This is a genomic window from Trichococcus alkaliphilus (genome assembly GCF_003008695.1).
GTDB classification, from domain to species: Bacteria; Bacillota; Bacilli; order Lactobacillales; family Aerococcaceae; genus Trichococcus; species Trichococcus alkaliphilus.
In genome coordinates this window covers 106614-132467 of record NZ_PXZT01000007.1, presented here as the reverse complement: position 1 = coordinate 132467, position 25854 = coordinate 106614, and the positions used below count along the sequence as shown (strand labels likewise).

The following is a 25854-nucleotide window of genomic DNA, read 5'->3' as shown; positions in this document are numbered from 1 at the left end:
CAAAATCCAGTGCCCGCAAGGGCGTGCCGGTTCGACCCCGGCCGCCGGTATACTGATGCATCAACGTTTTCGGACGTTTGATGCATCTTTTTTTTGCGTTTTAATGAAAATAATCTTCATTTTCAAGATTTGATTGGATTTTCTTTCGGTATTGTATTGGTGAAACATAAAATTCATCTTTGAAACACCGAGAAAAATGGTCAGTAGAGTTGTATCCGACAGCTTCGCTAATTTCTGATATTTTTTTCTCAGAATACTTCAGTAATAGCACTGCATTATCCACTTTATACTTGTTTACAATTTCATTATAGGAAGATCCCGTCAATCTTTTTATCTGTTTGCCTAAGTATGCCGCATCATAATTGAATTTTTCAGCTAGAAATTGCAACGATACAGATTGGTAGTTATTTTTTATGTATGCCAGTATGGGAGTGATTTGCGAAGAAATCGTGTTTGTGGGCTTGAAGTACAGATAGGTGTTGCTAAAATTTCTTAACACTTCATTCAAAAATATATTGATGTAGCTGCAGCAAACGGCATTTGCATTCGGTTCATTGGAGTGGGACTCAATAAAAATATTCTTGATGATTTCGCAAAATTTCTCACTAGGTGGAACTACAAACAGCAAGTAATTTTTATTGGAGGTGTATAAACTATTGTGAAAGAATTGCGACAGCAGGCTATCATAACGTAAGATATCAAAAAATGAAGTATGGAATGTACTTTTTTTGATTACTATACATATTACAATGCTCTGATCATCTGCTACTATAGTATGGTTTGTTTCGGGAGCAATAATACATAGTTCGCCTTCATTCATTGTTCTGATTTCTCCCACACATTCAAATTTCATGCTGCCTTTTAAAACATAGTTTATTTCAAAATAATTATGACTATGAGTGTGAGCTGCTTCATTATAAAAATGAAGCAATATTTTGGCGTCCCTGTCAGAGAAAATGAAGTAGTCTTCAGATACATTTGTTGTAAATCTTTTTGGATCACGGATGATCGGCGAGATATCGATCGTGTTTTCTGAAAAAAGCTGAACTAACTGCTCTCTATCGGATACGTCCCAACTAGAAAAATTTGGTATAAACGGAGTTGTAGATATTTTATTTCCCATATATGAAGATTGAATTGCTTTGACAACTGTTGTTTTCTTTTCAAACGCTAAAAAATACTCAGTCAAATAATCTTGAATAAAATAATAAGGTGTGTAAATACTTTTCTTCACCGCGGCTCACTCATTTCTTAACTTCTGTCACGAATAATGACTAATTTTGTCGGATTATCCCCTAAAATAAACATTATCACATGAATTGAATGCGATTACAATATGGGTATATCGATCGATTATATATGGAGTATCAAAGATTAATTTTATCGGATACTTAATTCTGTACGAAGGAAGGCTACACATGAAAACTGAAGAAATCATCATCAGAGACCCTTATGTTTTGTTGCATGAAGACAAATATTATCTTTACGGAACACGGAGTAAAAGTTGTTGGGGCGAAATGGATGGATTTGATTGCTACGTCAGTGCTGATTTGGACAATTGGGAGGGGCCCTTTGAAATATTCCGTAAAGAAGAGGATTTCTGGGCAGATCAAAGTTATTGGGCACCCGAATGCTATTATAAAGAGGGAAGTTTCTATCTGGTAGCTACACTAGGAGCAGAAAACAGAAAGAAATCGGTAAATCTATTAAAAGCTGATTCGCCATTAGGTCCCTTTCATTATTGTTCCCAGTTGACACCATCAGATCGAGAATGTATTGATGGAACGATTTATGAAGAAGATGGATATGGGTATTTGGTTTATTCCAATACGTTACAGGATACAATAACTGGCGATATGTGCGCCATCCAACTCTCCGACGATTGGGAATCCACTGTTGGAGATCCTTTTAAGCTGTTCGCCGCTAACGATGCAAAGTGGGCACTTCCGGTTCCATTTGCTAAGTCTGAATTTGGTATTGATGGCGAAGCATATTTTTCCGATGGCCCAAGTTTATTCAAAGCAAGAAATGGCAATTTAGTAATGTTGTGGTCCAGTTGGGCGGGGAAAGGTTATTCAGTAGGTGTGGCCTATTCTGAATCTGGAAAAATTCAAGGCCCCTGGAAACATGAAAGCAAGCTACTCATTGAAAATGGCGGTCACGGTATGATTTTTCAAAAAATGGACGGCACTTGGAATTTCTCGCTTCATTATCCCAATGACCGATATCAGGAACACCCATTATTTATCAGTATTTCCGACGGGGAACTGCCATTAGAAATGTAAATTATAATGTACCTTCATTTCAATCAGACAATCAGCCCAAAGAAATAACGCCCAGAGAGATGATTTTTCTGGGCGTTATTTCTTTGCGTTGATAAAATTCCCTATCTGTACCCCGAGATAGTCCTCGGAACGTAAGCTTCTTCTAAATATTTGATTTCTTCGGCGCTCAAGGCGACTTCGAATGCTCCCAAGGCATCGTCAAGATATTTCACTTTTGTTGCTCCGATTAGAGGGGAGGTGACGTAGTCTTTGCTCAGCATCCAGGCCGTCGCGACTTGTCCGCGGGTAACGCCGCGCTCGTCCGCCAATTTATGGACCCTCGAAATGACTTCATTATCGGAAGCCACAATGTATGCAGGTAGATCGATTTGTGCAGACTGGCTGGCACGGGCTGTGACGGCACCGATATCCCTTGTCAATCGTCCTCCTGCCAATGGGCTCCAAGGCGTCATCGCAATTTTTTGGTCCTGCAGCAAAGGGATCATTTCCCGTTCTTCTTCCCGATAGAGCAGGTTGTAAAGGTTCTGCATGGAAACAAATTTCGTCCAACCGTTCTTCTCGGCGATGAATTGGGCTTTTGCAAATTGCCAAGCATGCATGGAAGATGCTCCTATATAGCGCACTTTCCCCATTTTTACCAAGTCGTGCAGTGCTTCCATTGTCTCTTCGATCGGCGTGCCGTAATCCCAGCGGTGGATGATGTATAAGTCCAGATAATCCGTCTGCAATCTTTTCAGAGAGTGATCGATTTCGGCGAAGATGCTTTTGCGGGACAAGCCTTTAGCGTTAGGTCGGTCGAACATCGGGAAATAGAGCTTGGAAGCCAGAACGATTTCATCGCGGTTGGCGAAATCCTTCAAAGCCTTTCCGACGATTTCTTCACTGGATCCGGCTGAATACAGGTTCGCTGTATCAAAGAAATTGATTCCGGAGTCCAAAGCTTTTTTGATGATTTCGCGGCTTTCCGTTTCACCTATCGACCATTTTTCCCGACCGCGTTCCGGTTCCCCGAATCCCATGCAACCCAGACAAAGTTTTGAGACTTCCATGCCGGTATTCCCAAATTTCACATATTCCATGTTAGCGCCTCCAGCTGTTTTGTTATTATTATACCCCTATTGTAACTTTTGGAGTTCACTCCAAGACAAGTGTTTTTTGCCGTTTTAAAAATATCTTTCATAAGTCATTGTTATGGTTGACTTGGAGTCCACTCCAGGATTTACACTGGGAGTAACAAAAAGATAAAGAAGGAGGGATATATGATGAAAATGACCGAAACTGCAAAAAAGAACCATGATGAACTGTTTCCCGGGCACGTGTCGATTTTAGCCGAGAAGGATCCGGAACTGATTGAGGTATTCGATAATTTTGCGTTTGATGAAGTGCTGCAATACACCAGTTTGGATGTGAAGGAACGGCAAAAAGTGCTGTTGGCTGCTTTGATCGCCATGCAATGCGTGAACGAGTTCAAGGCGATGGCGAAGGGGGCTTTGAATGTAGGCGTCACACCGGTCGAGGTGAAGGAGATCGTCTATCAGGCCGTCCCTTATGCCGGTTTAGGGAAAGTGTTCGATTTCCTGCATGCGGCAAACGAAGTGTTGGAGGAAAGAGGGATCACGCTGCCGTTGGAGGGTCAATCCACCACAACAATCGGAAACCGTTTTGAGAAGGGCTTGGAAATCGTTCGCGAAGCTGCAGGGGATGCAGTGGACAACATGTTGGACACGATGCCGCAGAACCAGAAGCAGTTCGCCACTTTCCTGGCGGACAACTGTTTTGGCGATTTCTTTACGCGCAGCGGCTTATCGATCCAGGAACGGGAACTGCAGATTTTTGTTATGCTTGCTTCGATGGGCGGGGCGGAGCAGCAACTGAAGGGGCATATCCGCAACAACCTCCGCGTCGGCAATGACAAGCAAAAGCTGTTGGATACGATCACTGTCCTGTTGCCGTTCATCGGGTATCCGCGGACATTGACGGCGTTGAATTGTCTGAATGAAGTCGCTCCGGAAGAAAGCTGAAAGCGTAGGGGATAAAGATGAAAATCGTTCAAGTCAGCAAAGAGAAGCATGTATCGATCGATAGTTTGCGTTATTATGAACGGATTGGGTTGATTCCTCCCGTGAAGCGGGTCGGAGGCGGGATCCGGGAGTATTCGGATGAGGATCTGAAGTGGCTGGATTTCGTGATTGAGGTTCGATCGGCGGGGGTGTCGATCGAACCGTTGATCGATTATGTGCGCCTGTGCGCAGAAGGTCTCCATACCGTTCCGGCCAGGAGGGATCTGTGGGACGACGAGTGCGACCTGCTTGAAAAGAGGATCCGAGGACTGCAGGAGACCTTGGCGCAAATGAAAGGCAAAGTTGCCCATTATAAAGGGATGCTGAAAGGATAGGGTTGGAACTTCTGTTCCAGCTCTTTTTTTTATTCCATAAAAATAATTTGTTGCAAATGCAATAAAAACCCGTTATGATTTATCTACATTTCAAGAATAAGGCAGGTGAGTGGTATGGAGGAAATTCTCCGCGAAATCGGCATTATCGGCAGGGCTTTGGATTCGATCGCGAACATCGAGTTCAAGGAGTTCGACCTGACTAGGGGGCAATACTTGTACCTCATCCGCATCTGCGAAAATCCGGGCATCATCCAGGAAAAACTGGCGGATATGATCAAAGTGGACCGCACGACGGCTTCGCGTGCCATCAAAAAACTGGAAGCGAACGGTTTCATCGAAAAGAAAGCCGACTACGCAAACAGAAAGATCAAACGGATCTTCCCGACGGAAAAAGGAAAAGCGATCTCTCCGAACATAAGCAGAGAAAATGAGCACTCGGAACGGGTGGCGCTGCAGGGATTATCGGAAGAGGAAGCGGCAGTTCTGATTGGATTGCTCCAAAAGGTCCGGAAAAACGTCGAAGGCGACTGGGAATACGTGAAAAAAGGCAACAAACGAAACTACTGAAACAGGAATAAGGAGTGGGCAATATGGCAATCACACTGAAAAAATGCGGCAGCAAAGATTTGGCGGATCTTCAAGCAATCGGCATCGAAACGTTCACGGATACTTTCGCGGCCCACAACACGCCGGAAGACCTGCAGGCATATCTGGACAAAGCCTACGATCCGGAAAAGCTGAAGGGGGAACTTTCGACTAAAGGTTCGACTTTCTATTTTATTTATGACGGGGAAGAACTTGCGGGCTATATGAAGTTCAATGTCGATGCAGCCTTGACGGAAGAGATGGGTGCCGATTCATTGGAAGTGGAGCGGATCTATATCCGACCGCCCTTCAAGCGCAGAGGACTCGGGAAATATCTGATCGACAAAGCGATCGAAATCGCCTGCGCTCAAGGCAAGGAACTGATCTGGCTCGGGGTTTGGGAACACAATGTGAATGCCATCGCGTTTTATGAAAAGATGGGCTTCATCCATACCGGTTCGCATTCGTTTTTCATGGGCGAAGATGAACAGACCGACTTCATCATGACGAAAAAGCTGGGCTGACTAGCATACAAAAAAACCATCGCCAGGTTGAGGCGATGGTTTTTTGCGGTTGCTCTTTACATTGGAGGAGTAAAGAAGAGAGAAGAGTAAAAAGATTGTTTGATTGGCTTGAACTTATAATAGTCCTCACGTGTGAAAAAAGCGTGAAGAAAATCTAAATTATTTTTGCTGTTTTTACGGACACAATTGATATTTTATCATCTCGAAACGTGATCCTCTTCCTTGATGATATCCACCGTTGAGGATCGGCCGGCTTCGATCATCTTGGAAGTGCTGATCCGAAGCTGCAGGTTGGCATCGTAATCAAGCGCGAAGATGCAGGAATAGAGCACATCCAGCAGGTACACGATAGCGCTGTCGGTGGAGAAGGTGGCGATTTTTGAATAGAGCTTCTCCCTTGTGCAGATTCTGAGCACGCAATCCGCAAGCCGGGCGGTCGTATTGTCCCCGATATTGGTGATGGCGATGATGGGGATATTGTTCGCTTTTAAATAATGGATTGTTTCGTTCAATATCGCAGTTTCTCCGGAATAGGAGACGATGATTGCGCAAGAGGAAGGATCCGCCAGGTGCGCCTTGAAGATCGTTTCGCCCTGCAGCAAGCAGATTTCCACCCGTTTTTTGATCCGCGACATGTTGTGTTGGAATTCCTGCGTGATCAAAAGGTTGTTGCTGACTGCAAAAAGACTGGTATAGGAAGACTTCCGGATGATCTGGATGGCCTTCTGCAGGTCGTCATGGGTGATCAGCGACAAGGTATCATCGATGGATTCCTTTTCCAAGGCAGCAATTTTACTTGCAATCGCCATGATGGTATCATTACGATGAAAAGGCAGATTGGCGTTTATTTCACTGAAATGTTTCTGCAAATATTCTTCTTCTTTCAGGAAGGCTTCCTTCAAATCGCTCCACCCGCTGAAGTTCATCTTGTGGGCAATCCTTACCAATGTGGAAGGAGAAGTGTACGTCGCCTCGGCAATCTCTTTGGTGGTCATTTCCTCGATGGCCGCTTTTTTCTCAAGTATATAGGTCACTATCTTTTGTTCGCTGTTGGAAAATTCGAAATTCTCCAGCCGTTCTCTGATAAGCATCCGCATCCCCCTCGCGTGTTTCTTCTGAACCTCACTATTATCCTATCATATTTGTGAATGTTATTTGATAATCCGGATCAAAAAAATGGGAAATTTGTAAACGGTGTTACGGAGTGTTCGGAAGTTATTGTTTCTGTTCCGCTATCTATTATAATCGAGTAGTAAAAGAATGTAGCCACTTCGCTGGTCATTTGAGCCGCACATCCATATCGGTAGGGGGAGAAAAAATGATAGGGTTCATCGCAGCTGTTTTAACAACGTTGTCCTTCGTTCCGCAGGCGTGGCAGATCATCAAAACCAAGGACACCTCCGGCATCTCATTGGGCATGTATGCAATGTTTGTGGTCGGCGTGTTTCTGTGGTTGATCCACGGGTGGAACATCCAGGATTATGCCATCATCGCAGCGAACGGCATCACCTTTGTGTTGGCATCAATTATCTTGGCTTATAAAATCAAATATAAATAAGAGGAGCGATCATTATGGCATTGGATAAAGATTTTTTATGGGGCGGCGCATTAGCGGCGCATCAGTTTGAAGGAGGGGTTTTGAACACTTCCAAAGGCTTGAGCGTGGCGGACGTCATGACAGCCGGAGCGCACGGCGTTCCCCGCGTCATCACGGACGGTGTGGTCGAAGGCAATTATTACCCGAACCACGTCGGCATCGACTTCTACGGACGTTACAAAGAGGATATCGCTTTGTTCGCGGAAATGGGCTTCAAATGCTTCCGTACTTCGATCGCTTGGTCACGCATCTTCCCGAACGGCGATGAAGCGGAGCCGAATGAAGAAGGCTTGCAGTTCTACGATGATGTCTTCGATGAATTGTTGAAGTACGGCATCGAACCGGTCATCACGCTTTCCCACTTTGAGATGCCATACCACTTGGCCAAGGAATATGGCGGCTTCATGAACCGCAAGACGATCGATTTCTTCGTCAAATTTGCGGAAGTCTGCTTCAAGCGCTACAAAGACAAAGTGAAATATTGGATGACCTTCAATGAAATCAACAACCAAATGAACTACAAGAACGATATCTTTGGCTGGACCAACTCCGGCGCGCATTTCGGCGATTATCCGAATCCGGAAGAAGCGATGTATCAATGCGGGCACTATGAATTGGTCGCCAGCGCTTTGGCCGTTAAAATAGGCAAAGAAATCAACCCGGATTTCCAAATCGGGAATATGATCGCGATGGTGCCAATCTATCCGTATTCTTCTCGTCCTGCTGATATGGTATTGTCGAATCAAATGATGCACGATCGCTGGTTCTTCTGCGATGTGCAATGCCGCGGTCACTATCCTGCCTACGCTACGAAGATGTTCGAACGCAAAGGCTTCAACCTGGACATCACTGAAGCAGACAAAAAAGCTTTGGCTGAGGGCACCGTTGACTATATCGGCTTCTCTTACTATATGAGCAACTGCGTCGATTCGACCGTAAATAAAGATGTATCAAAAGCTCTGGACGGTTCCAGCGCACATTCCGTGAAAAATCCATTCATCGAAGAGTCCGACTGGGGCTGGGCGATCGATCCAGAAGGCTTGCGTTACACATTGAATCTGTTCTACGAACGCTATGAAAAACCATTATTCATCGTCGAAAACGGCTTCGGTGCCATCGACGTCAAGGAAGAGGACGGCAGCTGCCACGACCCTTACCGCATCGACTACCTTAAGACGCATATTGAAGAAATGAAAAAAGCTGTCGAAGAAGACGGCGTCGATCTGATGGGCTACACGCCATGGGGTTGTATCGACTGCGTATCCTTCACGACAGGCGAAATGAAGAAACGTTACGGCTTCATCTATGTAGACCGGGACAATGAAGGCAACGGAACACTGGAAAGAAGCAAAAAGGATTCCTTCGATTGGTACAAAAAGGTTATTGCTTCTAACGGGGAAGAATTGGCTTAAATTTTATGAATGAAAAAGCTCAGCGATATCCCGCTGAGCTTTTTTGTGTTCGGTAATGTTGACCGCATCAGCCTGCGGCCGCGCAGCCAGAGGGCTCTCCACCTCCGGCCAAGCGAGGCTCGCCGGAGGTGGAGGTAGATTATCCCGCCCAACTACGACGAGGCGGGCCTCATCGGAGGTCGAAGTTTAGCTCGCTACCTCACCTCCGGCGGACCAACCACTCACCGGAGCTGGGGCGCCCTGGACAGTCCCTTCATTTCCACAAAAAACCACCGCTCAGAAGAGCGGTGGCATAAAGGAGTTGTTCTTTACTTTGGAGGAGTAAAGAAGAGTAAAAAGATTGTTGTGATTGGCCTATCTGTATAATAGTCCTGAATTGTGAAGATAATATGAAGAAATCCGTATATATTTTGGTTATTTCGGTACAGAAAAGAAAAATATTGCGACGGGTTCGACCATGAAACCCGCGAAATGATATACTGTTCTTATAAAAATTGCAGGGAGGAACTCGAATGAAAGTAGCATTAATTGCGCATGACCGTAAAAAGGATTTGATGATTCAATTATGTACCGCCTATAAAGCGATCCTGGAAGAACATGTATTGTTTGCGACTGGCACGACCGGCACACGCATCATGGAAGCAACCGGATTGAATGTACACCGTTTCAAGTCAGGTCCGCTTGGAGGGGATCAGCAGATAGGTGCCATGATTTCGGAAAATCAAATGGATCTGGTCATCTTCCTGCGGGATCCGTTGGCCGCTATGCCTCATGAACCGGATGTAACCGCTTTGATCCGTTTGAGCGATGTCTATGAAATCCCGTTGGCCACCAATATCGGCACAGCCGAAGTGTTGCTCCGCGGGCTGGATGCCGGCTTCGTCGATTGGCGCGAATTCTACAACGCCGAAGGCAGCATCGATTTCGGATAAGCAGGATGCTGACCCCGGGAAGCATACGTATAAAAAAACTAAAAAACGCACCGATTTTTTGGAGTATCGTTCCAAAAGGTCAGTGCGTTTTTTGTGCATTAAAATGGACTTGCAAGGTATTCCAGCGCATAGGAAATATGCAGTTCCGTCGCGATGGCCAAGCCTTTTTCATCGATGTCGAATTTCTCGTGATGATGGCCGTATGCTGTCTCTTCGCTGCTTTGCGTGCCGATGAAGCAGTAGACACCGGGCGCGACCGCCAAGTAATCTGCAAAGTCGTCGGCGCCCATGCTTTTCGGGCTGTCAGTGATGACGTTCTCGATGCCGACGATGTCTGAAGCGACCCGGATGGCATGGTTGGCTGCCTGGATGTCGTTGATCAGCGGTGCTGCGGCATCGTAGTTGGAGAATTCGATGGTTGTGCGGTGCGCATCGGAAACATTCCGGGCGATCCTTTCAACAGCCTCCAGCACTTGCGCCCGGACTTCATGGCTGAAGGTGCGGACGGTGCCTTCGATCTCGGCTTCGTTGGCGATGATGTTGTAGTTGGTCCCGGCGCGCAGCACCCCGATGCCGACGACGACTTCATCTGTGGGTTTCACTTCCCTGGCAACGATGGTCTGGAGTTCCGTTACGATGGAGGCTGCGCTGACCAAGGCATCGCGCCCCAGATCCGGACGCGAGACATGTCCGCTCTTGCCGAAAACTTTGATCTTGAAGATGTCGCAGGACGCGTTGGAAGGGCCCGGTGTAGCGACGATTTTGCCCACTTGCGTGCCGGATTGCAGATGGATGCCGAAGACATGGTCGATGCCGTCGATATAGCCGCCGCGCACGAATTGGCGCGCTCCGGCACCGATTTCTTCCGCAGGCTGGAAGGCGAACTGGATCGTGCCGGAGAACTCATCCTGATGTTCCTTCAGGATTTTCAGCGCGCCCAACAAGGAAGCGGTATGCCCGTCGTGCCCGCAGGCATGGTTGAAACCGGGATTGACGGATGCGTAGGGTTTGCCGGTCTCATCAGGCAGAGGCAGCGCATCGATATCGGCACGCAATAGGATGGTTTTGCCTGAACCTTTTCCGCCGACTAAGGTGGCCAGGATGCCGGTCTCGCCGACATTTATGTAAGGCACGCCGATTTCTTCGACTTCCTCCTTTATGCGTTGAATCGTTTCGAACTCCTTCAGGCTTGGCTCCGGATGACGGTGGAAATGGCGGCGCAGGGCGATGATGTAGTCGTAGATATCGCTAACTTCTTCGTGGATCTGTTGTTGGCTGATTGTCATGGATGGTTCCTCCTTGATTCTGTATAGGAAAGGGGCTATGGGCAAATGGCCCAAGCCCCTCGAAATGGTTTGATTATCTATATTATTTTGCTTCGTCCCAAACCGGGAATTGCGAGCCTTTTGAAGCTTCTTCGATGACTTTGGCCGTTCCTTCGGATTGGTAGTAGGCTACGATCGTTTGGAAGGTTTCGTTGTCGACGTCTTCGGCAAGTGCTGCGATGACGTTGTAATAGGGTTTGGAATCAGCGGTTACCGGCTCAAGGAAGACGGCATCTTCACTTGGGATGAAGCCAGCATCCACGGCCATGCCGCTGTTGATGACGGAAGCTGTCACGTCCTGCAAAGCGCGGGCGGTCTGGTTGGATTCAAGCGTCTGGAACTGCAGGTTCAATTTGTTTTCGACGACATCTTCGGTTGTCGGAACCAAACCGGCTTCAGGATCAAGCGTGATCAATCCGGCTGTCTGCAGCAGAATCAAAGCGCGGCCTTCGTTGGAGACGTCGTTTGGGATGGCGATAGTGTCGCCGTCCTTCAGTTCGCTGATGTCCGTGATTTTTTCGGAATAAAGCCCTAAAGGAGCCATTACCGTATAGCCGATGGTCGTCAATTCTGTTCCATGATCTTTGTTGTAGTTGTCCATGAAGATCTCTGTCTGGAAAGAACTCAGATCGATTTCACCTTCGGCCAAAGCATTGTTAGGAGTCGTGTAGTCGGTGAATTTGACCAGTTCGACTTCGATGTTTTCTTTTTCTTTCAGCTCTTCGATGACGTAATCCCAAGGCTCGTTGACTTCGCCGACGACACCCAATGTGACTTTGACGGGCTCAGTCGCTTCGGCAGATGTCACGTCGCTGGACGAGGAATCGGATGCTGCGCTACCGCAAGCGGCAAGGAAAAGGCTGGCTGAAAGGGTCAAGGTTGCTAGAAATGTCTTATTTTTCATCAGTAAAGGGCTCCTTTGTATATAAAGATAGCATCAAGAGCGGCGCGAAAAGAAACGCGACTGCTTGATGCTACTCGTAAATTTAGTATGTTTTCAGGCTGTTGAAGATGAAGAACGGTTTTCGCTTAGTCCCAAGCAGGGATATCTGTGTTTGCAGTTGTTTCTGCGATCAAAGCTTTTGTTTCTTCTGTTTGGTATGCCGCTACAACTTTTTTGTAGACTTCATTGTCAACGTCTTCTGCACGGGCAGCAATAACGTTTTTGTAGATGTCCAAGACTTCCTGGATGTTGTCTGTATCCAAGTACAGGGCATCTTCAGTCGGTACAAGTCCAGCATCGACAGCGAAGTTGGTGTTGATGACTGCAGCGCCTGCATCTTCAAGCGAACGCGGCAATTGTGCAGCATCCAATTCTTCGATGTTCAGGTTCTTAGGGTTTTCGATGATGTCGTTTACGGTTGGCGTTGTGCCTGTTGCGTTGTCCAAAGTGATCAAGTCGATGGCTTGCAACAGCAACAACGCGCGTCCGCCGTTGGTTACGTCATTCGGGATTGCGATCGTGTCGCCGTCTTGAATTTCGCTGTAATCCGTATAGTTGTTAGAGTAGATCCCTAATGGAGACACAAAAGTGAATCCAAGAGGCGTCAGGTCTGCGTCGTTGTTTGCGTTGTAGTTTTCCAGGAAGGCTACGTGCTGGAATGCGTTCAAGTCGAGTTCACCGTTATCCAACGCGATGTTCGGTTGGTTGTAGTCAGTGAATTTGACGATTTCAAGATCGATGTTCTCGTCTTCCAGACGCACTGCGACGGCTTCCCAGATTTCGACAGCGGATTCGCTGACAAGGCCGATTTTGACTGTAGTTGGTTCTGCTGCAACTGAGCTGCTTGACTCCGCAGCGGATGAATCAGCGGTTGTACCGCCATTTCCGCATGCTGCCAGGAACAATGAAGCTGTAAGGACTAGGCCACCAAATAATTTGCTCTTTTTCATAATGTAATTCCTCCGATTGTTTTTTTATTTTTACATCACGTCTGCAAACGTGATTTTTGTAAACAAGTTAATGGGTCTTACTGTTCCCAAGCGGGTACGTCGTTGCCTTCTGTGACATCGTCCAGGATCGCTGCGGTTTCGGATGTTTGGTATTCCGCAACGACTTGTTTGTAGGTTTCGTTGTCGACATCTGCTGAACGTGCCGCTACAACGTTTTTGTAGACGTCCGCAACGCTTGCAATGTTGTCAGTATCAAGGAATAAGGCGTCTTCTTTAGGATTCAGGTCTGCATCAGTAGCGTAGTTCGTGTTGATGATCGCTGCGTCCACATCAGGAAGGGAGCGTGCGACTTGTGCAGCATCCAATTCTTCAAAGCTGATGTTTTTCGGGTTTTCTGTGATGTCGCTGACTGTCGGTGTTGTTCCTTTTGCTTCGTCGACTTTGATCAGGCCGATTGCTTGCAACAACAAGAGCGCGCGACCGCCGTTGGTTACATCGTTAGGGATGGCGATTTTCGCTCCGTCGGCGATGTCCGCATAGTCGGTAACTTTTTCGGAATACAAGCCAAGTGGAGAAACATAAGTGAAGCCGATAGGAGTCAGATCAGATTTGTTATTGGCGTTGAAATCTTCAAGATAAGCAACGTGCTGGAATGCGTTCAGGTCGATGTCGCCATTCTCCAACGCGACGTTAGGTTGTACATAGTCAGTGAATTGGACGATTTCCAATTCGATCCCTTTCGCTTCCAAACGGCTGGCTACATCTTCCCAGACTTCAACTTCGACTTCGCTGACTACGCCGATTTTCACTGCTTCGTTATCTGAAGAAGCAGTATCCGCTGCTGAGTCCGTGTTCGAGTCGCTGCTTCCGCAAGCTGCTAAAAATAAGGTAAGTGCTGCAACACCTGAGAATAATACGTTTTTCTTTTTCATGATTTGTTTCCTCCGATTTTGTTTTTTTATTTTTTAATGACTTACTTTTTTGACCAAGGCATTTCCGATGGCTTGGCTGATGAATACGATTATAAGGATGATGATGGTTGCGACCAAGGTCACGTCGTTCTGGAATCGGTTGTAGCCGCGGGTGATGGCCAGGTTACCCAAGCCGCCTCCGCCAATGGCTCCAGCCATTGCCGTCAAACCGATCAGGTTGATGATCGTTACGGATGACACGCGGATGATGCCGGCCAATCCTTCCTTCAGGTAGACACGGAAGATGATTTCCCAAGGGCTGGCACCCATTGATTGGGCCGCCTCGATGACGCCGGGATCGACTTCAACCAAGGCATTTTGGATCTGACGGGCATAGAAGGGAACGGTCGCTACCACTAGTGGCACGATTGATGCGGTCGTTCCGATCGAAGTGCCGACCACAAAACGCGTGAACGGTACAATCAGTGCCATCAGGATGATGAAAGGCAGCGACCGGAAGATGTTGACCAGCTTATCCAGAACGTTGTACAGATGTTTGTTCTCCAGGATGCCGCCATCTTCTGTGACCAGTAAGATGACGCCTAGGATGACGCCAAGCCCACCAGCGATCAGTCCGGCAATGAGTGTCATGTATAAGGTTTCCCAGGTGCTCAGGAGCACTTCATCCCAAATTTCAGAGACGTTAGGGAGAAAGGTTGTCATGAATGTGTTCATTCTTCGTCGCCTCCTTTATTTTTCTTTTCGGCGATGATTTCAGCGGTGATGATCTCCACCGTCACGCCATTGTCCTGCAGGTAGCGGACGGCTTTGGCAATCGCTTCCGGTGTCCCGCTCAGGACGAGGAGCAGGGTGCCGACCGGCGTGTCCTGCAGTATCTCAACATTCCCGAAGAGTATATTGCCTTGGACATTGAATGTATTGGCCAGTTTGGCGATAAGCGGCTCGCCTGTGGAACCGCCGACGAATGAAAGTTTTGTCAGCACATCATGTTCGTTCAGGTTCAGGATGGTTGGATGGGTGATGACCGTCTCGATGCCGTGTTCGACATGTGTTGCTGTATCGATGAAGTCCTTCGTCAATTGGTTCTGCGGCTTCGTGAAGATGTCCAAAATTGATCCGTATTCGATTACGCCGCCGTCTTCCATCACAGCCACTTTGTTGCAGATTTCCTTCACGACCTGCATCTCATGGGTGATGATGACGATCGTCAGGTTCAATCTTTTGTTCAGCTCTTTCAATAGAGCCAGTATCGAAGAAGTCGTCTTCGGATCCAACGCGCTGGTCGCTTCGTCGCAAAGCAGCACTTCCGGATCATTCGCCAAGGCGCGGGCGATGGCCACACGCTGCTTTTGCCCGCCGGATAATTGGGAAGGGTAAGCATTGGCTTTTTCGGACAACCCTACTAATGAAAGAAGGTCTGTTACCTTGTCGTGGATTGCCTGTTTACTTAAGGAAGAATTCTTCAAGGGAAATGCGACGTTGTCGTGAATGGTGCGGGAGCGCATCAGATTGAAATGCTGGAAAATCATCCCGATTTTTTTGCGCGACTCACGCAAGTCCTTGTCGTTCAATGCCATCATGTCTTTTCCGCTCACGATGACTTTTCCTTCGGTCGGACGCTGCAGAAGATTGATGGTCCTTACTAATGTACTTTTGCCGGCGCCGCTGTATCCGACGATGCCGTAGACGTCGCCTTTATCGACTTCCAGCGAAACATGCTGTACGGCATGGATGGCTTTGTTTTTGTCAGCTTTAAAAGTCACTGAGATATCCTGTAGACTGATCATGTATCTTTCCTCCTCTAATAAAAAAAGCATCCATCCTACATCAAAAAATTATGACGTTAAGGACGAATGCGGACGCTTCGTGTTACCACCTTTGTTCGAATCCCCCTCACGGCAGGATTCCTCCATGAGTGAAGGCTTGCTTCACTCGTGCACGATAAAGGGTGCTCCCTTGAAGGATTTACCGCTTGTGCAGCTCATCCTTCCCGCTCCGAGGCCATCTTCAAAACCGTTCCGTATACCTGTTCTCATCCATCCAGGCTCGCTGTGATACGTTGCGGTTTTTACTTTCCTCTTCCTTGCGTTTACATTTTATCATAAAATCAAAAAACTCTCGCCTTATCTGCTGCATCTTTTATGCGCAAGATAAGGACGAGAGGTCAAAGTTCGATCTCGTGTTACCACCTTAGTTCACGAAAGCATCGCTGCATCCGCCTTAGCCAGTGCGCCTGCAAATTGCTGCAAGTCATACTGAGACACTGTAACGGGCGTTCCCGTCCTGTCTTAAGAAGTTACTCTTCGGACAAGCCACTCTGAGACCATCTTCAACCAACACTTCCTTGCTTGCTTTCACCTGACCAAGCTCTCTAATGAAGGAGTGGAATGATTTACTCTTCTCTTCGCTGTGTTTTTGATGTGATTAATATACCCAATCCCGCTTTCTTTGTCAACAGATAAGATTAGAAAAAAACAGAAAATTTTCAGGGATTCTCATTTTGCGGAATAGAAAACGCTCTCTTGAAATGGGAAATGCCATGGTACGCTTGACTTATGGACAGAATAGTCGTATTCTGATTAATATTAAAATTATGTGAGAAAAAGGATATGAACTTATAAAAAGCATGCGCCGAGGGGTTTCTGGCGGTGATGCACACTTGGATGGAGGATGTACTACATGGCTTTGACAACGAATGAACTATTTTCCCGCATCAAACCTTCGCAGATCCGCGAATTTGATGAATTATTCCGCAGTGTGGAAGACTGCATTCCGATGACGATCGGGGAACCGGATTTTGATATGCCCGAAAACGTCAAGCAAGCCGCCATCAAGGCGATCGAAGACAATGCGTCCCATTATGCGCACACTTCCGGCGAAATCGGCGTCCGTAAAGCAGTCAGCGAATTCCTTGAAAAGCAATATGATCTGCACTACGATCCCGAAACGGAGATCGTGATGACGGTGGGTGCCACTGAAGGGCTCTTTGCCGCGGCTTTCGGCTTGTTGAATCCGGGAGATCAGGTCATCATCCCGTCGCCGTTCTTTCCATTATACAGCTATGCGGTGGAACTGAACCGCGGCGAATGCATCCTCGTCGATACTTCCGAGACCGACTTTTTGATGACGCCGGAGCTGCTGCACAAGACGATGGCTGAAAACAAAAATGTCAAAGCGATCTTTTTGAACTACCCGAGCAATCCAACAGGCGCTACCTATACAAAAGAAGAACTGACGGCTTTGGCCGACGCAATCAAGCAGTACGACATCTTTGTGCTGAGCGATGAAATCTACAGCGAAATCACCTACGGAGAAAAGCATACGTCGATCGCGACCCTGCTGCGCGACCGCACGATTTTGTTCCAAGGGGCTTCGAAAGCCTTTGCGATGACAGGCTGGCGCGTCGGAGTGCTTGCAGCGGATGCGAAATGGATGAAGACCTTGTTCTTGGCCCATCAGCAGTTGGTGACGACAGGCGTAACGGTTTCCAACCGGGCTGCCGAGGAGGCGTTCCGCAACAGCGCGCCGGATGTCGAAAAGATGCGTTCAGAATATGAGAAAAGAAGAAACATCCTCGTTCCCGCTTTGCAGGAAGCCGGCTTTGAGGTTCCCGCACTGAAAGGTGCTTTCTATGCTTTTGCGAAGATTCCGTCGAAATTCGGTACGGACGATAAGGCTTTCTGTCGTGAAATCGGCATGAACGCCAAAGTGGGCATGCTGCCTGGATCGATCTTCGGACCCGGCGGAGAAGGCTATGTCCGCATGAGCTATGCGCTGAGCACGGACATGGTCGCTGAGGCGGCTGAACGTCTGAAGACTTATATCGCCTCCAAATAGAGATGCAATCCAATCCAAACATTGATAAAATGGACCTGAGTCGAAACCATAAAGCGAAAAGAGGGAATTGAAATGCCATATGTTCACATTGAATTGCTGGAAGGCAGAACCGACGAGCAGAAGCAAGGCTTGATGCGCGATGTCGTGGATGCTGTCGTAAAAAATGCCAACGTATCGAAGGAAAGCGTGCACGTGATCCTGAATGAAATTTCGAAACAACATTTGACCAAAAATGGCGAATTCATAGGCGAAGAAGCTTAAGGATTCCATCATGAAATAAGCCAAGGCCGGGATGAAAACCCCAGCCTTGGCTTATTTTTTTCGTAATCGATTTGCTATAGAAACCATATATCGCCGATGATCAGACGGATCCAATTCATAGGTGAGCCCCCTTTCTCGGAACAGGCAAGCTTGCGACCGGAAACAATGAATACAAGATCAGCTATTTTTCGTGAAAGGTGCTTTTGACATAGATGAGCAGCAGGATGGCCAAGAGCACAACGACATTCAAAGCCACCCCCAAACTTGGCGGAAGGACCTGGATAAGCAAGGCCAGCACGATCAGATTCAAGGCATCGATGCCAAGGAAGGTCCAATGCTGCGCGGATTCCATGCAGTTGCTGGAGATAAACAACAAACCGCTGCATATGCCGATTGTGAGCCACCAGGATTTTGAAACTTCCGGATACTGTACCATTCCGATCAGGCAGGCACAGCTCAGTATATAGGCGCAAAGGTTACATCGTTTTGGATTCATGGACTTTCCCTGCCTTCCTTTCATGAAATGGTCATTTCGGGAATTGTCAGGACAGTTTTCCCATGGTTGCTTTCATTTTATTACAGATTTTTCGCGTCACTACAAAATATTCCTATAAGCATAACAATTGCCACGCAAATCAAGGGTTGCCTGCAATCGGACGCAAAAAGACGGCGTCATTTAGAGGCCGCCACTTCCAGAAGATTGTATTCATTTTCAAGAGCTACTTTGAAAGCCGGGTCATCCGCCGCGTCGATCAATCGGAAAGCTTGGTCGATCATCTGCTTGCCAGCGGGCTTTCCCGACTTTGCCAAGGCGAAACCTTTTCTGAGGTAGCAGACGGACAAGTGTCTGTAGGAGCCGGCCTGCTTAGCAGCCGGGATAAGCTCATCGATGCAGGCAATCGTCTCTTCATAGCGTTTATTTTTCAACAGCAATAAGCACAAATTATAGCGCAGCGAGATTGCGATTTTGGTGGCCGAAGGATGGCCTGCATATTTTTTCGTTTGTGTGGAGGCGGTCTCCGAGATGAGGATGGCTTCGTCGATAGGAAACAGAAACAGCATGGCGTTGATCATCCCCAATTCCACCAAATACCAACCGTCAAGCTTTTCGAGCCTTTCCCATACCGGGATCGCTTCTTTCCGGGCGCTCAGAATATCTCCCGTTTCGGACAAAATGATCAGAGCATCCGTCAAATGGACGATGTCGGCGATGATGTAATCGGTGTGGACCCCCAAATAATTCAAGGCTTTCTCCCGGATTTCCTTCAAGAGGCGGACATCGTTGAAGGACAGGTTCAGGAAGGCGGCCACCAATTGCTCCTTTTCGGAATAATTGTATTCATGCATGATGTAATGGAACTCTTCATCGGTCATGTCCAGCCTGCTCAAAAGATGCCGATAGTTGCCTAGCGTCGGCTCGATCAGATCCCTTTCCATCTTGGAATAGGTGGATTGATGGATTTTGTTTTCCGCCATGTATTGTTGGGAATAGCGTTTGTTTTTCCTTATCCGTAAGAGGGTTTTTCCGAACCCCGCAGAATGATTGTCCATATCAGGCACCTGCTTCACACTTAATTAAAATAATGCCACATTTTGTCGAAGGACCCCCTTCAACAAAATGTAGCATCTCAGAAAAAATTCGGTTTATTTGTTAAGGTAGGTCCGGATTGCGTGCGCTACGCCGCTTTCAGCGTTGGATGTGGTGATGAAATCCGCAGCTTCCTTGACTTTGTCTACAGCATTGCCCATCGCGACGCCTACGCCTGCATATTCGATCATGCTTAGGTCGTTCTCGTTGTCGCCGATGGCCATGATGTTTTCCGCATCAATATTCAACAATGCGGCCAATTCGACCAAAGCGCTGGCTTTACCGGCATCTTTGTTCAGCACTTCCAGGAAATGCGGTTCGCTGCGGACAATCACATAGTCTTCATGGAACTGCGCTGGAATAGCTGGAATCAGGATATCCAACAGCTCAGGCTGGTCGATGAACATGATTTTCGTGAACAGTTTATCTTCCGGCAATTCAGCCAATGAGCGATAGCGGATCGGCATCGTCGTAATGAAAGACTCGCGTGTCGTGAAGATGCTGATGTCTTTGTTTGCAGTGTAGATGGCTTCGTTGTCGATCCCGTGCGTATGCACGTTGAACTTGTCAGCTAATTCGTTGATTCTGACGAAGTCGCTGTAATCCAACGTATGCGAAACGAGCACTTCATTTGTTGCGGTGGACAGCACCAAAGAGCCGTTGTAGGTGATGACGTAATCTTCGTCTTGATCCAATTCCAATTCTTTGATATAGCGTTTCACGCCTGGGAACGGTCTGCCGGTGCAGAGTACGATTTTGACGCCTTGTTCACGTGCTTCCGTAATGGCTGCTTTTACATCCGGGGTGATTTTGAACTCCGGGTCTACCAATGTGCCGTCGATGTCGATGGCGATTAATTTGATGTTCATAGTGTGCCTCCTGTTTGTTGGGTTGGTAAAATTTCATCGTTCTCGAAAAAGGTTGAAAATTCCTGCGACAGGGACTCGAACAGATTGATGCCCGCCTCCTCGTCGCTATGGGTGATTTCGCGCGGGAAGTAGAAACGTTCATCCCCGCGGACCTTGCCCGTCAAAGCCGATACGATCGAACTTGCTTGCGATAGCTCCAGGAAACTGCCGTTTTTCTGGACAAGCTCAATCTGGGTCCTGGTGGTGGCCTGGTACGGCCGGTACAGATCATAAGGCAGGTCATAACTGTTGTTGACAGCGGTGTAGTAGTCCTTGTTGAAGCCCATGCGCTCAATGAGTGCACTCATGCGTTCCAGTGTAGCATCATCGCGTCCTTTTGTGTAGCGGACTGATTTGAAAGGATGACGGTTGACGAAGCGATGGGCCAGATCGTTCAGAATCGGATCTTTTTCGTCTAGCCAATGGTTGAAGTAGGTCGTCAGGACCCCGTCATCCAAACGCAGGTAATCTTTCAGCGTCCAAGTCTGCTTGAAGAACGGCGTCAGGAATGTGGCGGTATGCCGGAATTCGGTTTTTTCATCCAAATAGACATCCTTCGCGCGCTTCAACAGATGGCTCAGAACGACCTCCATGCCGCGGGAAACCGGATGGAAATAGATCTGCATATACATTTGATAACGGCTGACGATATAATCCTCCACCGCATGCATGCCGGAAATGTCAAAGGCGATCCCGTTCTCGTAAGGCCTGATTACACGCAAAATCCTCGTCAGGTCGAAATTGCCGTAAGTGACGCCGGAATAATAGGCATCGCGCAGCAGGTAATCCATCCGATCCGCATCGATCTGGCTGGAGATCAGCTGCACCACTTGCGGATTATCGTAGGTTTTGGCGATGACAGCGGCCACTTGATTCGGAAAATCAGGACCGATCTGCTGCAGGATCCGATTGATTTCGGTATCCGGTGAGGTGATGATCTCGATTGTGATGGCTTCATGGTCCGTATCGAATATTTTTTCGAAGGTATGCGAGAACGGACCGTGGCCGATGTCGTGCAATAAAGCGGCGCAAAGCGTAACGAGCCGCTCCCCATCGTCCCAAAGGCCGTCCCCAGGCTCTTTGCTGGGGTAATTCCGGACAAATTTATCGCAGATCCGGCGGGCGATTTCGTAGACTCCCAAAGAATGATTGAAGCGGGAGTGTTCGGCGCCGTGGAAAGTATAGGAAGAAGTCCCTAATTGCTTGATCCGGCGCAAACGCTGGAATTCAGGTGCATTGATCAAGTCCATGATGATCCGGTACTGGATATGGATGTAGTCATGGACAGGGTCACGGAATACTTTTTCTTTCGGCAATAATTCCGCGGTATAGTGTGTACTCAAATCGCATCGCCTCTTTCTGTCATTCCGTTTAGGTCTGCTGTTCCTGATTGACTTGTTCATTGCGTTTCTTCATTTTCGCATAGGCTGTTTCATATTCCGACATCAGACGCTCCGTGTATTCCCCAGGCAGGAGCGTATTGCCGTTGTTGGTGAAAACGGACAGGATCCGTTCCTTAACAGCGGCTACTGTCAACGGTTTGTCCAACAATTCCGCCAAGTTCGCCATGGAAGCGGGGTCGACGGCCGGGAAATGCCAGCGGGTCTCCTCGCCTTGCAGGCTTTCTTCGTAGAAGCGGCGGATCATTTCCCCGCGTTGTTGCTGATTGCCGGTTACGCTCATATAGATCATGATGGCAACGCCGTTTTTGAAACGGCGTTGCGCGATGCCGGCGAATTTTTTGCCGTTGATGCTCAGGTCGAAGTCGCCCGGGCAATAAGAATCGCTGATTTCGAAAGCTTCGATCGTTTGTTCGGAATCGGAAAAAGTCTGCTCAACCAGTTCCTTCATGAGGACATAACCGTCATGGATCGTGAGTTTGGCATTCTCGGTTTCGGGAAGCACCAAGGAGAAATTCAGGATCCCTTCATCGGCAACGACGGCCAATCCGCCGGCGTTGCGGACGACGATACCGGTCGGGACGCTCCGTAAGTAACGCAGGCCGTCCTCCAGATGGGGCAGGCGCGTGTCCATCATGCCGAGGATGACCAGGTTTTCCATCGGCCAAAAATGCAGAGCTGCTGGAGCTTCAGCGTTCCCGACCAATCTGATCAAAGCATCGCCCATCGCGAAGTGCGAAAGGGCATCGGTGCCGAATGCTCCATGTGAAGTATCGTAGATATGATAAATGTTGTTTTTTAAATGGCTTGTCATATGCGTTTCCTTATCTTTGTGGCTGTTTCTGCTCCCATTATAGCAAAGTTCAGGAAAGATTTGAGGGTGAATTGCAGCGAAAGGCAGGATTTCTTCGCATTTTGGAAAATCAGCCCGCAAATGATTGACCAGCGCTCATTTTTACCGCTATACTGTATTTGAAAAACACGTGCGGCCGCTAGGCTTCAGCACGATGGTCAAAGAGGTGGAAAAGCTTGTCTTTAAAAGAAGGAATGCCCATCGAGTTCCAATTGGAAACGCTGGTGAAGCAAGAAGGGGAGCAGGAAAGCTTCCTATATGAAGGAATGGGTCAAATCGTGGAAATGGGCAATTGGCTCTATCTGCGCTATATCGAAGCCGAAACAGCTGTACCGGTCACTTTCAAACTGTCCCGTGAAGGGAAAGTGACGATCATCCGCAGAATGGAACAGACGAGCCGCATGACCTTCGATGCAGAAGGAAAAGGCATGGCCATGCTCCCGACGCCGGCCGGACTGATGGAAATCGAAACGATCACCCATGAAATGTTGCTGGAGTTCAAGGAAAAGCCGTTTGCCGGAAAAGTCACCTTGCATTACGAACTCCAAATGAACGAACAAAAATTTGGAGATTATCGAATTGAATTGCAATTTACCACCTGAGTATTGTATGATTAAGAGTAAACTTTTGAAAGGACGTGACACCATTGAAATTGAAGCAATTAGATGGTACTAGCAAAAACGAATTGTCAATGATAGAAGTTGCACACGCAATTTTCGAAGAAAACGGTGACGTACTGGACTTTAACCAATTATTGGTTCAGATACAGGACTATCTTGAAATGTCGGAAGAAGAATTGGAAGGCAAGATGACACGTTTCTACACTGACTTGAACATTGATGGCAGCTTTATTTCTTTAGGAGAAAATCGTTGGGGATTGCGTTCATGGTATCCAATTGATTCAATCGATGAAGAGATTCTTTCCAGTATCGATGAGGATGAAGTGAAAGTCCGCCGCAAGAAACGCAAAAAGCTGAATGCATTCGCTACATCAGAAGATGATGATGATGTAATCGATTATAATGATGACGATCCGGAAGATATCGACGTTGCTGATGAAGACGAAGAAATCGATGTGGATGAGGATGAAGTCGATGATGTCGACGCTGTGGATATCACGGATGACGATGATGACATCACGAGTGGCATCGAAGAAGATTTGACTTTGATCATCGAAGAGGAAGATCTTGAAGAGGAAGAAGAGTTCGAAGAGGAAGAAGAGTTCGTTGCGGAAGAAAAGGACGAAGAGGAGTAATCATTCCCCCGGTCTCCAATTCTTTCTTGACACCTTATGTAATTGGAGGTATCATCTTCATTGGGCTCCCAAAAAGTATTTCTTTTTGGAAAGTATACGTTGAATTTTTACGGCTCCCTGTTCTTAAGAACAGGGAGCTTTATTTTGTTTATTGCAGCGTTGGAGAATCCTTCGGACATAATTTTGCACATTTAAAAACAGGGGGAAGAAAAAAATGACTAAGTATATTTTTGTAACAGGCGGGGTAGTATCTTCAATCGGTAAAGGTATCGTTGCGGCGTCTTTGGGACGTTTGCTGAAAAACCGTGGATTAAAGATCACAATCCAAAAATTCGACCCTTACATCAATGTGGATCCAGGAACGATGAGTCCTTACCAACATGGGGAAGTGTTCGTCACTGATGACGGCACCGAAACCGATTTGGACTTAGGCCACTATGAACGTTTCATAGACATAAACCTGAATCAATATTCAAATGTGACGACCGGAAAGGTTTATTCCGAAGTCATCCGTAAAGAACGCAAAGGGGACTATCTAGGGGCTACTGTCCAAGTCATCCCGCACATCACGAATGAAATCAAAGAAAAAATTATGCGTGCCGGCGAAACGACAGATTCGGACATCGTCATCACTGAAGTAGGCGGAACCGTCGGGGATATCGAATCTTTGCCATTCCTGGAAGCTTTGCGTCAAATGCGTATGGAAGTAGGCGCTGAAAATGTGCTGTATATCCATACAACCTTGATCCCTTATTTGCGCGCAGCCGGCGAACTGAAGACAAAACCGACACAGCACAGCGTCAAGGAATTACGCAGCCTTGGTATCCAACCGAACATCTTGGTTGTGCGTACAGAAATGCCATTGCCGCAACACATCAAAAACAAATTGGCATCCTTCTGTGATGTGAAACCTGAAGCGGTCATCGAATCCCGTGACGTAGAGACGTTGTACGAAATTCCTTTGATGCTGCAGGAACAGAACATGGACCAGATCGTCTGCGATTATCTTGGCCTGTCCGATCTGCCGCCAGCCGACATGACGGATTGGAAAGCCTTGGTCGAAAAAGTCCAAAGCCTTGAAAAAACGACTAAAATCGCTCTTGTCGGAAAATATGTGGAACTGCAGGATGCTTACTTGTCTGTGGCTGAAGCATTGAAACATGCCGGTTATGCGCACAATACTGAAATCGACATCCAATGGATCAACGCGGAAGAAGTGACTACTGCGAATGCGCAGGAGCACTTGGCTACTGCAGACGGAATCCTTGTCCCTGGTGGCTTCGGAGACCGCGGCATCGAAGGCAAGATCGCTGCCATCCAATACGCACGCGAAAACAATGTGCCGTTCTTCGGTATCTGTCTGGGCATGCAATTGGCTTGTGTGGAGTTTGCCCGTAACGTTGTCGGTTTGGAAGACGCGGATTCAGCGGAAACCAATCCGGAATGCAAAAATAACATCATCGATCTGATGCCAGACCAAGAGAACATCGATGAAATGGGTGGCACATTGCGTTTGGGCCTGTATCCTTGCGAGTTGAAGGAAGGCACGTTGGCTAAGAAACTTTACCACAACGCCGATATGGTCCAAGAGCGTCATCGCCATCGTTATGAGTTCAACAATGCTTACCGTGAAATCCTGGCTGAAAAAGGAATGGTCTTCTCAGGCGTATCCCCTGATCAACGCTTGGTGGAAATTGTTGAATTGAAAAACCATCCGTTCTATATTGCTGCCCAGTTCCATCCTGAGTTCATCTCACGCCCGAACAGACCACAGCCGATCTTTGACGGCTTCATTGCGGCATCTTTGGAAAACGCAGGCAAATAAGCGGGACATTCCTCTCCCGATTTGACTGATATTGTATTTTAATGAGC

General features: G+C 47.5%; 27 protein-coding genes and 2 other annotated features. Of the genes, 13 read left to right on the top strand and 14 right to left on the bottom strand.

The annotated features are described in order from the left end of the window. Positions 1-100: 100 nt before the first annotated feature. Positions 101-1234 (bottom strand): helix-turn-helix domain-containing protein, encoded by a 1134-nt coding sequence (locus tag C7R73_RS07865; RefSeq protein WP_106449972.1) that lies wholly within the window; start codon positions 1232-1234, stop codon positions 101-103. Positions 1235-1418: 184 nt separating this feature from the next. On the opposite strand from C7R73_RS07865, the gene C7R73_RS07860 reads away from it, so the two are divergent. Continuing rightward, positions 1419-2285 carry a glycoside hydrolase family 43 protein gene (locus C7R73_RS07860; protein ID WP_106449971.1) on the top strand — a complete coding sequence of 289 codons (867 nt, stop codon included), beginning with the start codon at positions 1419-1421 and terminating at the stop codon, positions 2283-2285. A gap of 101 nt (positions 2286-2386) precedes the next feature. Here C7R73_RS07860 and C7R73_RS07855 read toward each other — a convergent pair whose 3' ends face one another. Next, complete coding sequence (locus C7R73_RS07855) at positions 2387-3364, bottom strand: aldo/keto reductase (protein WP_106449970.1); 978 nt, start codon at positions 3362-3364, stop codon at positions 2387-2389. Positions 3365-3547: 183 nt separating this feature from the next. Here C7R73_RS07855 and C7R73_RS07850 point away from each other — a divergent pair, with 183 nt between their 5' ends. The 4 genes from C7R73_RS07850 to paiA all read left to right on the top strand — a co-directional run bounded on the left by C7R73_RS07850 (position 3548) and on the right by paiA (position 5789). After that, positions 3548-4306, top strand: coding sequence for a carboxymuconolactone decarboxylase family protein (locus C7R73_RS07850; RefSeq protein WP_106449969.1), 759 nt, complete (start codon positions 3548-3550; stop codon positions 4304-4306). A 17-nt stretch (positions 4307-4323) separates the two neighbouring features. Continuing rightward, the gene (locus C7R73_RS07845; RefSeq protein WP_106449968.1) at positions 4324-4680 is read left to right on the top strand and encodes a MerR family transcriptional regulator; all 357 of its coding nucleotides are present in this window, start codon (positions 4324-4326) and stop codon (positions 4678-4680) included. Positions 4681-4794: 114 nt separating this feature from the next. Further along, entirely contained in the window at positions 4795-5247 is a 453-nt protein-coding gene (locus tag C7R73_RS07840; RefSeq protein ID WP_106449967.1) for a MarR family winged helix-turn-helix transcriptional regulator, read from the top strand. Positions 5248-5270: 23 nt separating this feature from the next. Continuing rightward, complete coding sequence (paiA, locus tag C7R73_RS07835; protein ID WP_106449966.1) at positions 5271-5789, top strand: spermidine/spermine N(1)-acetyltransferase; 519 nt, start codon at positions 5271-5273, stop codon at positions 5787-5789. 197 nt (positions 5790-5986) lie between these two features. On the opposite strand, the gene C7R73_RS07830 is transcribed toward paiA, so the two are convergent. Then, a complete protein-coding gene (locus tag C7R73_RS07830) occupies positions 5987-6880 on the bottom strand; it encodes a MurR/RpiR family transcriptional regulator (protein WP_106449965.1) in 894 nt (297 codons plus the stop codon). 227 nt (positions 6881-7107) lie between these two features. Here C7R73_RS07830 and C7R73_RS07825 point away from each other — a divergent pair, with 227 nt between their 5' ends. From C7R73_RS07825 to mgsA, 3 genes are all read left to right on the top strand, one after another. After that, a complete protein-coding gene (locus C7R73_RS07825) occupies positions 7108-7347 on the top strand; it encodes a SemiSWEET transporter (protein WP_106449964.1) in 240 nt (79 codons plus the stop codon). 14 nt (positions 7348-7361) lie between these two features. Further along, the gene (locus C7R73_RS07820) at positions 7362-8798 is read left to right on the top strand and encodes a 6-phospho-beta-glucosidase (RefSeq protein ID WP_106449963.1); all 1437 of its coding nucleotides are present in this window, start codon (positions 7362-7364) and stop codon (positions 8796-8798) included. Between the two features lie 512 nt (positions 8799-9310). Further along, on the top strand, positions 9311-9730 hold the full coding sequence (mgsA, locus tag C7R73_RS07815) for a methylglyoxal synthase (RefSeq protein WP_086986980.1): 420 nt from the start codon (positions 9311-9313) through the stop codon (positions 9728-9730). A 98-nt stretch (positions 9731-9828) separates the two neighbouring features. Here mgsA and C7R73_RS07810 read toward each other — a convergent pair whose 3' ends face one another. The 6 genes from C7R73_RS07810 to C7R73_RS07785 form a co-directional block, all read right to left on the bottom strand. Next, positions 9829-11016 (bottom strand): amidohydrolase, encoded by a 1188-nt coding sequence (locus C7R73_RS07810; protein WP_106449962.1) that lies wholly within the window; start codon positions 11014-11016, stop codon positions 9829-9831. A gap of 82 nt (positions 11017-11098) precedes the next feature. Further along, a complete protein-coding gene (locus C7R73_RS07805) occupies positions 11099-11959 on the bottom strand; it encodes a MetQ/NlpA family ABC transporter substrate-binding protein (RefSeq protein WP_106449961.1) in 861 nt (286 codons plus the stop codon). A gap of 125 nt (positions 11960-12084) precedes the next feature. Beyond that, positions 12085-12948, bottom strand: a complete 864-nt coding sequence (locus C7R73_RS07800) for a MetQ/NlpA family ABC transporter substrate-binding protein (protein WP_106449960.1) — start codon at positions 12946-12948, stop codon at positions 12085-12087. Between the two features lie 77 nt (positions 12949-13025). Then, entirely contained in the window at positions 13026-13880 is an 855-nt protein-coding gene (locus C7R73_RS07795) for a MetQ/NlpA family ABC transporter substrate-binding protein (RefSeq protein WP_106449959.1), read from the bottom strand. 33 nt (positions 13881-13913) lie between these two features. Further along, positions 13914-14594, bottom strand: a complete 681-nt coding sequence (locus C7R73_RS07790) for a methionine ABC transporter permease (RefSeq protein ID WP_086628990.1) — start codon at positions 14592-14594, stop codon at positions 13914-13916. After that, the gene (locus C7R73_RS07785) at positions 14591-15667 is read right to left on the bottom strand and encodes a methionine ABC transporter ATP-binding protein (RefSeq protein WP_106449958.1); all 1077 of its coding nucleotides are present in this window, start codon (positions 15665-15667) and stop codon (positions 14591-14593) included. The genes C7R73_RS07790 and C7R73_RS07785 overlap by 4 nt, the downstream gene beginning before the upstream one ends. A 55-nt stretch (positions 15668-15722) precedes the next feature. Continuing rightward, positions 15723-15973, bottom strand: a binding site (T-box leader). Positions 15974-16029: 56 nt separating this feature from the next. Then, positions 16030-16297: a binding site (T-box leader), on the bottom strand. Positions 16298-16559: 262 nt separating this feature from the next. On the opposite strand from C7R73_RS07785, the gene C7R73_RS07780 reads away from it, so the two are divergent. After that, on the top strand, positions 16560-17717 hold the full coding sequence (locus tag C7R73_RS07780) for an aminotransferase class I/II-fold pyridoxal phosphate-dependent enzyme (RefSeq protein ID WP_161525901.1): 1158 nt from the start codon (positions 16560-16562) through the stop codon (positions 17715-17717). A gap of 72 nt (positions 17718-17789) precedes the next feature. Further along, positions 17790-17978 (top strand): 2-hydroxymuconate tautomerase, encoded by a 189-nt coding sequence (locus C7R73_RS07775; RefSeq protein ID WP_106449956.1) that lies wholly within the window; start codon positions 17790-17792, stop codon positions 17976-17978. A gap of 181 nt (positions 17979-18159) precedes the next feature. Here C7R73_RS07775 and C7R73_RS07770 read toward each other — a convergent pair whose 3' ends face one another. The 5 genes from C7R73_RS07770 to C7R73_RS07750 all read right to left on the bottom strand — a co-directional run bounded on the left by C7R73_RS07770 (position 18160) and on the right by C7R73_RS07750 (position 22688). Then, positions 18160-18474: a hypothetical protein gene (locus C7R73_RS07770; RefSeq protein ID WP_106449955.1), complete on the bottom strand. Its 315-nt coding sequence runs from the start codon at positions 18472-18474 to the stop codon at positions 18160-18162. A 176-nt stretch (positions 18475-18650) separates the two neighbouring features. Further along, complete coding sequence (locus C7R73_RS07765) at positions 18651-19529, bottom strand: helix-turn-helix domain-containing protein (RefSeq protein WP_106449954.1); 879 nt, start codon at positions 19527-19529, stop codon at positions 18651-18653. 93 nt (positions 19530-19622) lie between these two features. After that, a complete protein-coding gene (yidA, locus tag C7R73_RS07760) occupies positions 19623-20435 on the bottom strand; it encodes a sugar-phosphatase (protein ID WP_106449953.1) in 813 nt (270 codons plus the stop codon). Next, positions 20432-21817, bottom strand: coding sequence for an HD domain-containing protein (locus C7R73_RS07755; RefSeq protein ID WP_239992597.1), 1386 nt, complete (start codon positions 21815-21817; stop codon positions 20432-20434). Before C7R73_RS07755 ends, yidA begins: the two co-directional genes overlap by 4 nt. Before the next feature lie 28 nt (positions 21818-21845). Next, positions 21846-22688, bottom strand: a complete 843-nt coding sequence (locus C7R73_RS07750) for a lipoate--protein ligase family protein (RefSeq protein ID WP_106449951.1) — start codon at positions 22686-22688, stop codon at positions 21846-21848. 215 nt (positions 22689-22903) lie between these two features. Here C7R73_RS07750 and C7R73_RS07745 point away from each other — a divergent pair, with 215 nt between their 5' ends. From C7R73_RS07745 to C7R73_RS07735, 3 genes are all read left to right on the top strand, one after another. Continuing rightward, positions 22904-23329 (top strand): YwiB family protein, encoded by a 426-nt coding sequence (locus C7R73_RS07745; protein WP_106449950.1) that lies wholly within the window; start codon positions 22904-22906, stop codon positions 23327-23329. Positions 23330-23373: 44 nt separating this feature from the next. Next, positions 23374-23982 carry a DNA-directed RNA polymerase subunit delta gene (rpoE, locus tag C7R73_RS07740; RefSeq protein WP_106449949.1) on the top strand — a complete coding sequence of 203 codons (609 nt, stop codon included), beginning with the start codon at positions 23374-23376 and terminating at the stop codon, positions 23980-23982. Between the two features lie 214 nt (positions 23983-24196). After that, on the top strand, positions 24197-25807 hold the full coding sequence (locus C7R73_RS07735; protein ID WP_106449948.1) for a CTP synthase: 1611 nt from the start codon (positions 24197-24199) through the stop codon (positions 25805-25807). Positions 25808-25854 lie beyond the last annotated feature (47 nt).

Bases quoted from the DNA above. Each gene is read 5' to 3' on its own strand.
- C7R73_RS07785 (WP_106449958.1), bottom strand. From the start codon at position 15,667: ATGATCAGTCTACAGGATATCTCAGTGACTTTTAAAGCTGACAAAAAC.
- mgsA (WP_086986980.1), top strand. From the start codon at position 9,311: ATGAAAGTAGCATTAATTGCGCATGACCGTAAAAAGGATTTGATGATT.
- C7R73_RS07790 (WP_086628990.1), bottom strand. From the start codon at position 14,594: ATGAACACATTCATGACAACCTTTCTCCCTAACGTCTCTGAAATTTGG.
- C7R73_RS07810 (WP_106449962.1), bottom strand. From the start codon at position 11,016: ATGACAATCAGCCAACAACAGATCCACGAAGAAGTTAGCGATATCTAC.
- C7R73_RS07770 (WP_106449955.1), bottom strand. From the start codon at position 18,474: ATGAATCCAAAACGATGTAACCTTTGCGCCTATATACTGAGCTGTGCC.
- C7R73_RS07860 (WP_106449971.1), top strand. From the start codon at position 1,419: ATGAAAACTGAAGAAATCATCATCAGAGACCCTTATGTTTTGTTGCAT.
- C7R73_RS07840 (WP_106449967.1), top strand. From the start codon at position 4,795: ATGGAGGAAATTCTCCGCGAAATCGGCATTATCGGCAGGGCTTTGGAT.
- C7R73_RS07855 (WP_106449970.1), bottom strand. From the start codon at position 3,364: ATGGAATATGTGAAATTTGGGAATACCGGCATGGAAGTCTCAAAACTT.
- C7R73_RS07800 (WP_106449960.1), bottom strand. From the start codon at position 12,948: ATGAAAAAGAGCAAATTATTTGGTGGCCTAGTCCTTACAGCTTCATTG.
- C7R73_RS07825 (WP_106449964.1), top strand. From the start codon at position 7,108: ATGATAGGGTTCATCGCAGCTGTTTTAACAACGTTGTCCTTCGTTCCG.
- C7R73_RS07795 (WP_106449959.1), bottom strand. From the start codon at position 13,880: ATGAAAAAGAAAAACGTATTATTCTCAGGTGTTGCAGCACTTACCTTA.
- paiA (WP_106449966.1), top strand. From the start codon at position 5,271: ATGGCAATCACACTGAAAAAATGCGGCAGCAAAGATTTGGCGGATCTT.
- C7R73_RS07765 (WP_106449954.1), bottom strand. From the start codon at position 19,529: ATGGACAATCATTCTGCGGGGTTCGGAAAAACCCTCTTACGGATAAGG.
- C7R73_RS07845 (WP_106449968.1), top strand. From the start codon at position 4,324: ATGAAAATCGTTCAAGTCAGCAAAGAGAAGCATGTATCGATCGATAGT.
- C7R73_RS07780 (WP_161525901.1), top strand. From the start codon at position 16,560: ATGGCTTTGACAACGAATGAACTATTTTCCCGCATCAAACCTTCGCAG.
- C7R73_RS07850 (WP_106449969.1), top strand. From the start codon at position 3,548: ATGAAAATGACCGAAACTGCAAAAAAGAACCATGATGAACTGTTTCCC.
- C7R73_RS07750 (WP_106449951.1), bottom strand. From the start codon at position 22,688: ATGACAAGCCATTTAAAAAACAACATTTATCATATCTACGATACTTCA.
- C7R73_RS07805 (WP_106449961.1), bottom strand. From the start codon at position 11,959: ATGAAAAATAAGACATTTCTAGCAACCTTGACCCTTTCAGCCAGCCTT.
- C7R73_RS07830 (WP_106449965.1), bottom strand. From the start codon at position 6,880: ATGCTTATCAGAGAACGGCTGGAGAATTTCGAATTTTCCAACAGCGAA.
- C7R73_RS07735 (WP_106449948.1), top strand. From the start codon at position 24,197: ATGACTAAGTATATTTTTGTAACAGGCGGGGTAGTATCTTCAATCGGT.
- yidA (WP_106449953.1), bottom strand. From the start codon at position 20,435: ATGAACATCAAATTAATCGCCATCGACATCGACGGCACATTGGTAGAC.
- C7R73_RS07820 (WP_106449963.1), top strand. From the start codon at position 7,362: ATGGCATTGGATAAAGATTTTTTATGGGGCGGCGCATTAGCGGCGCAT.
- C7R73_RS07775 (WP_106449956.1), top strand. From the start codon at position 17,790: ATGCCATATGTTCACATTGAATTGCTGGAAGGCAGAACCGACGAGCAG.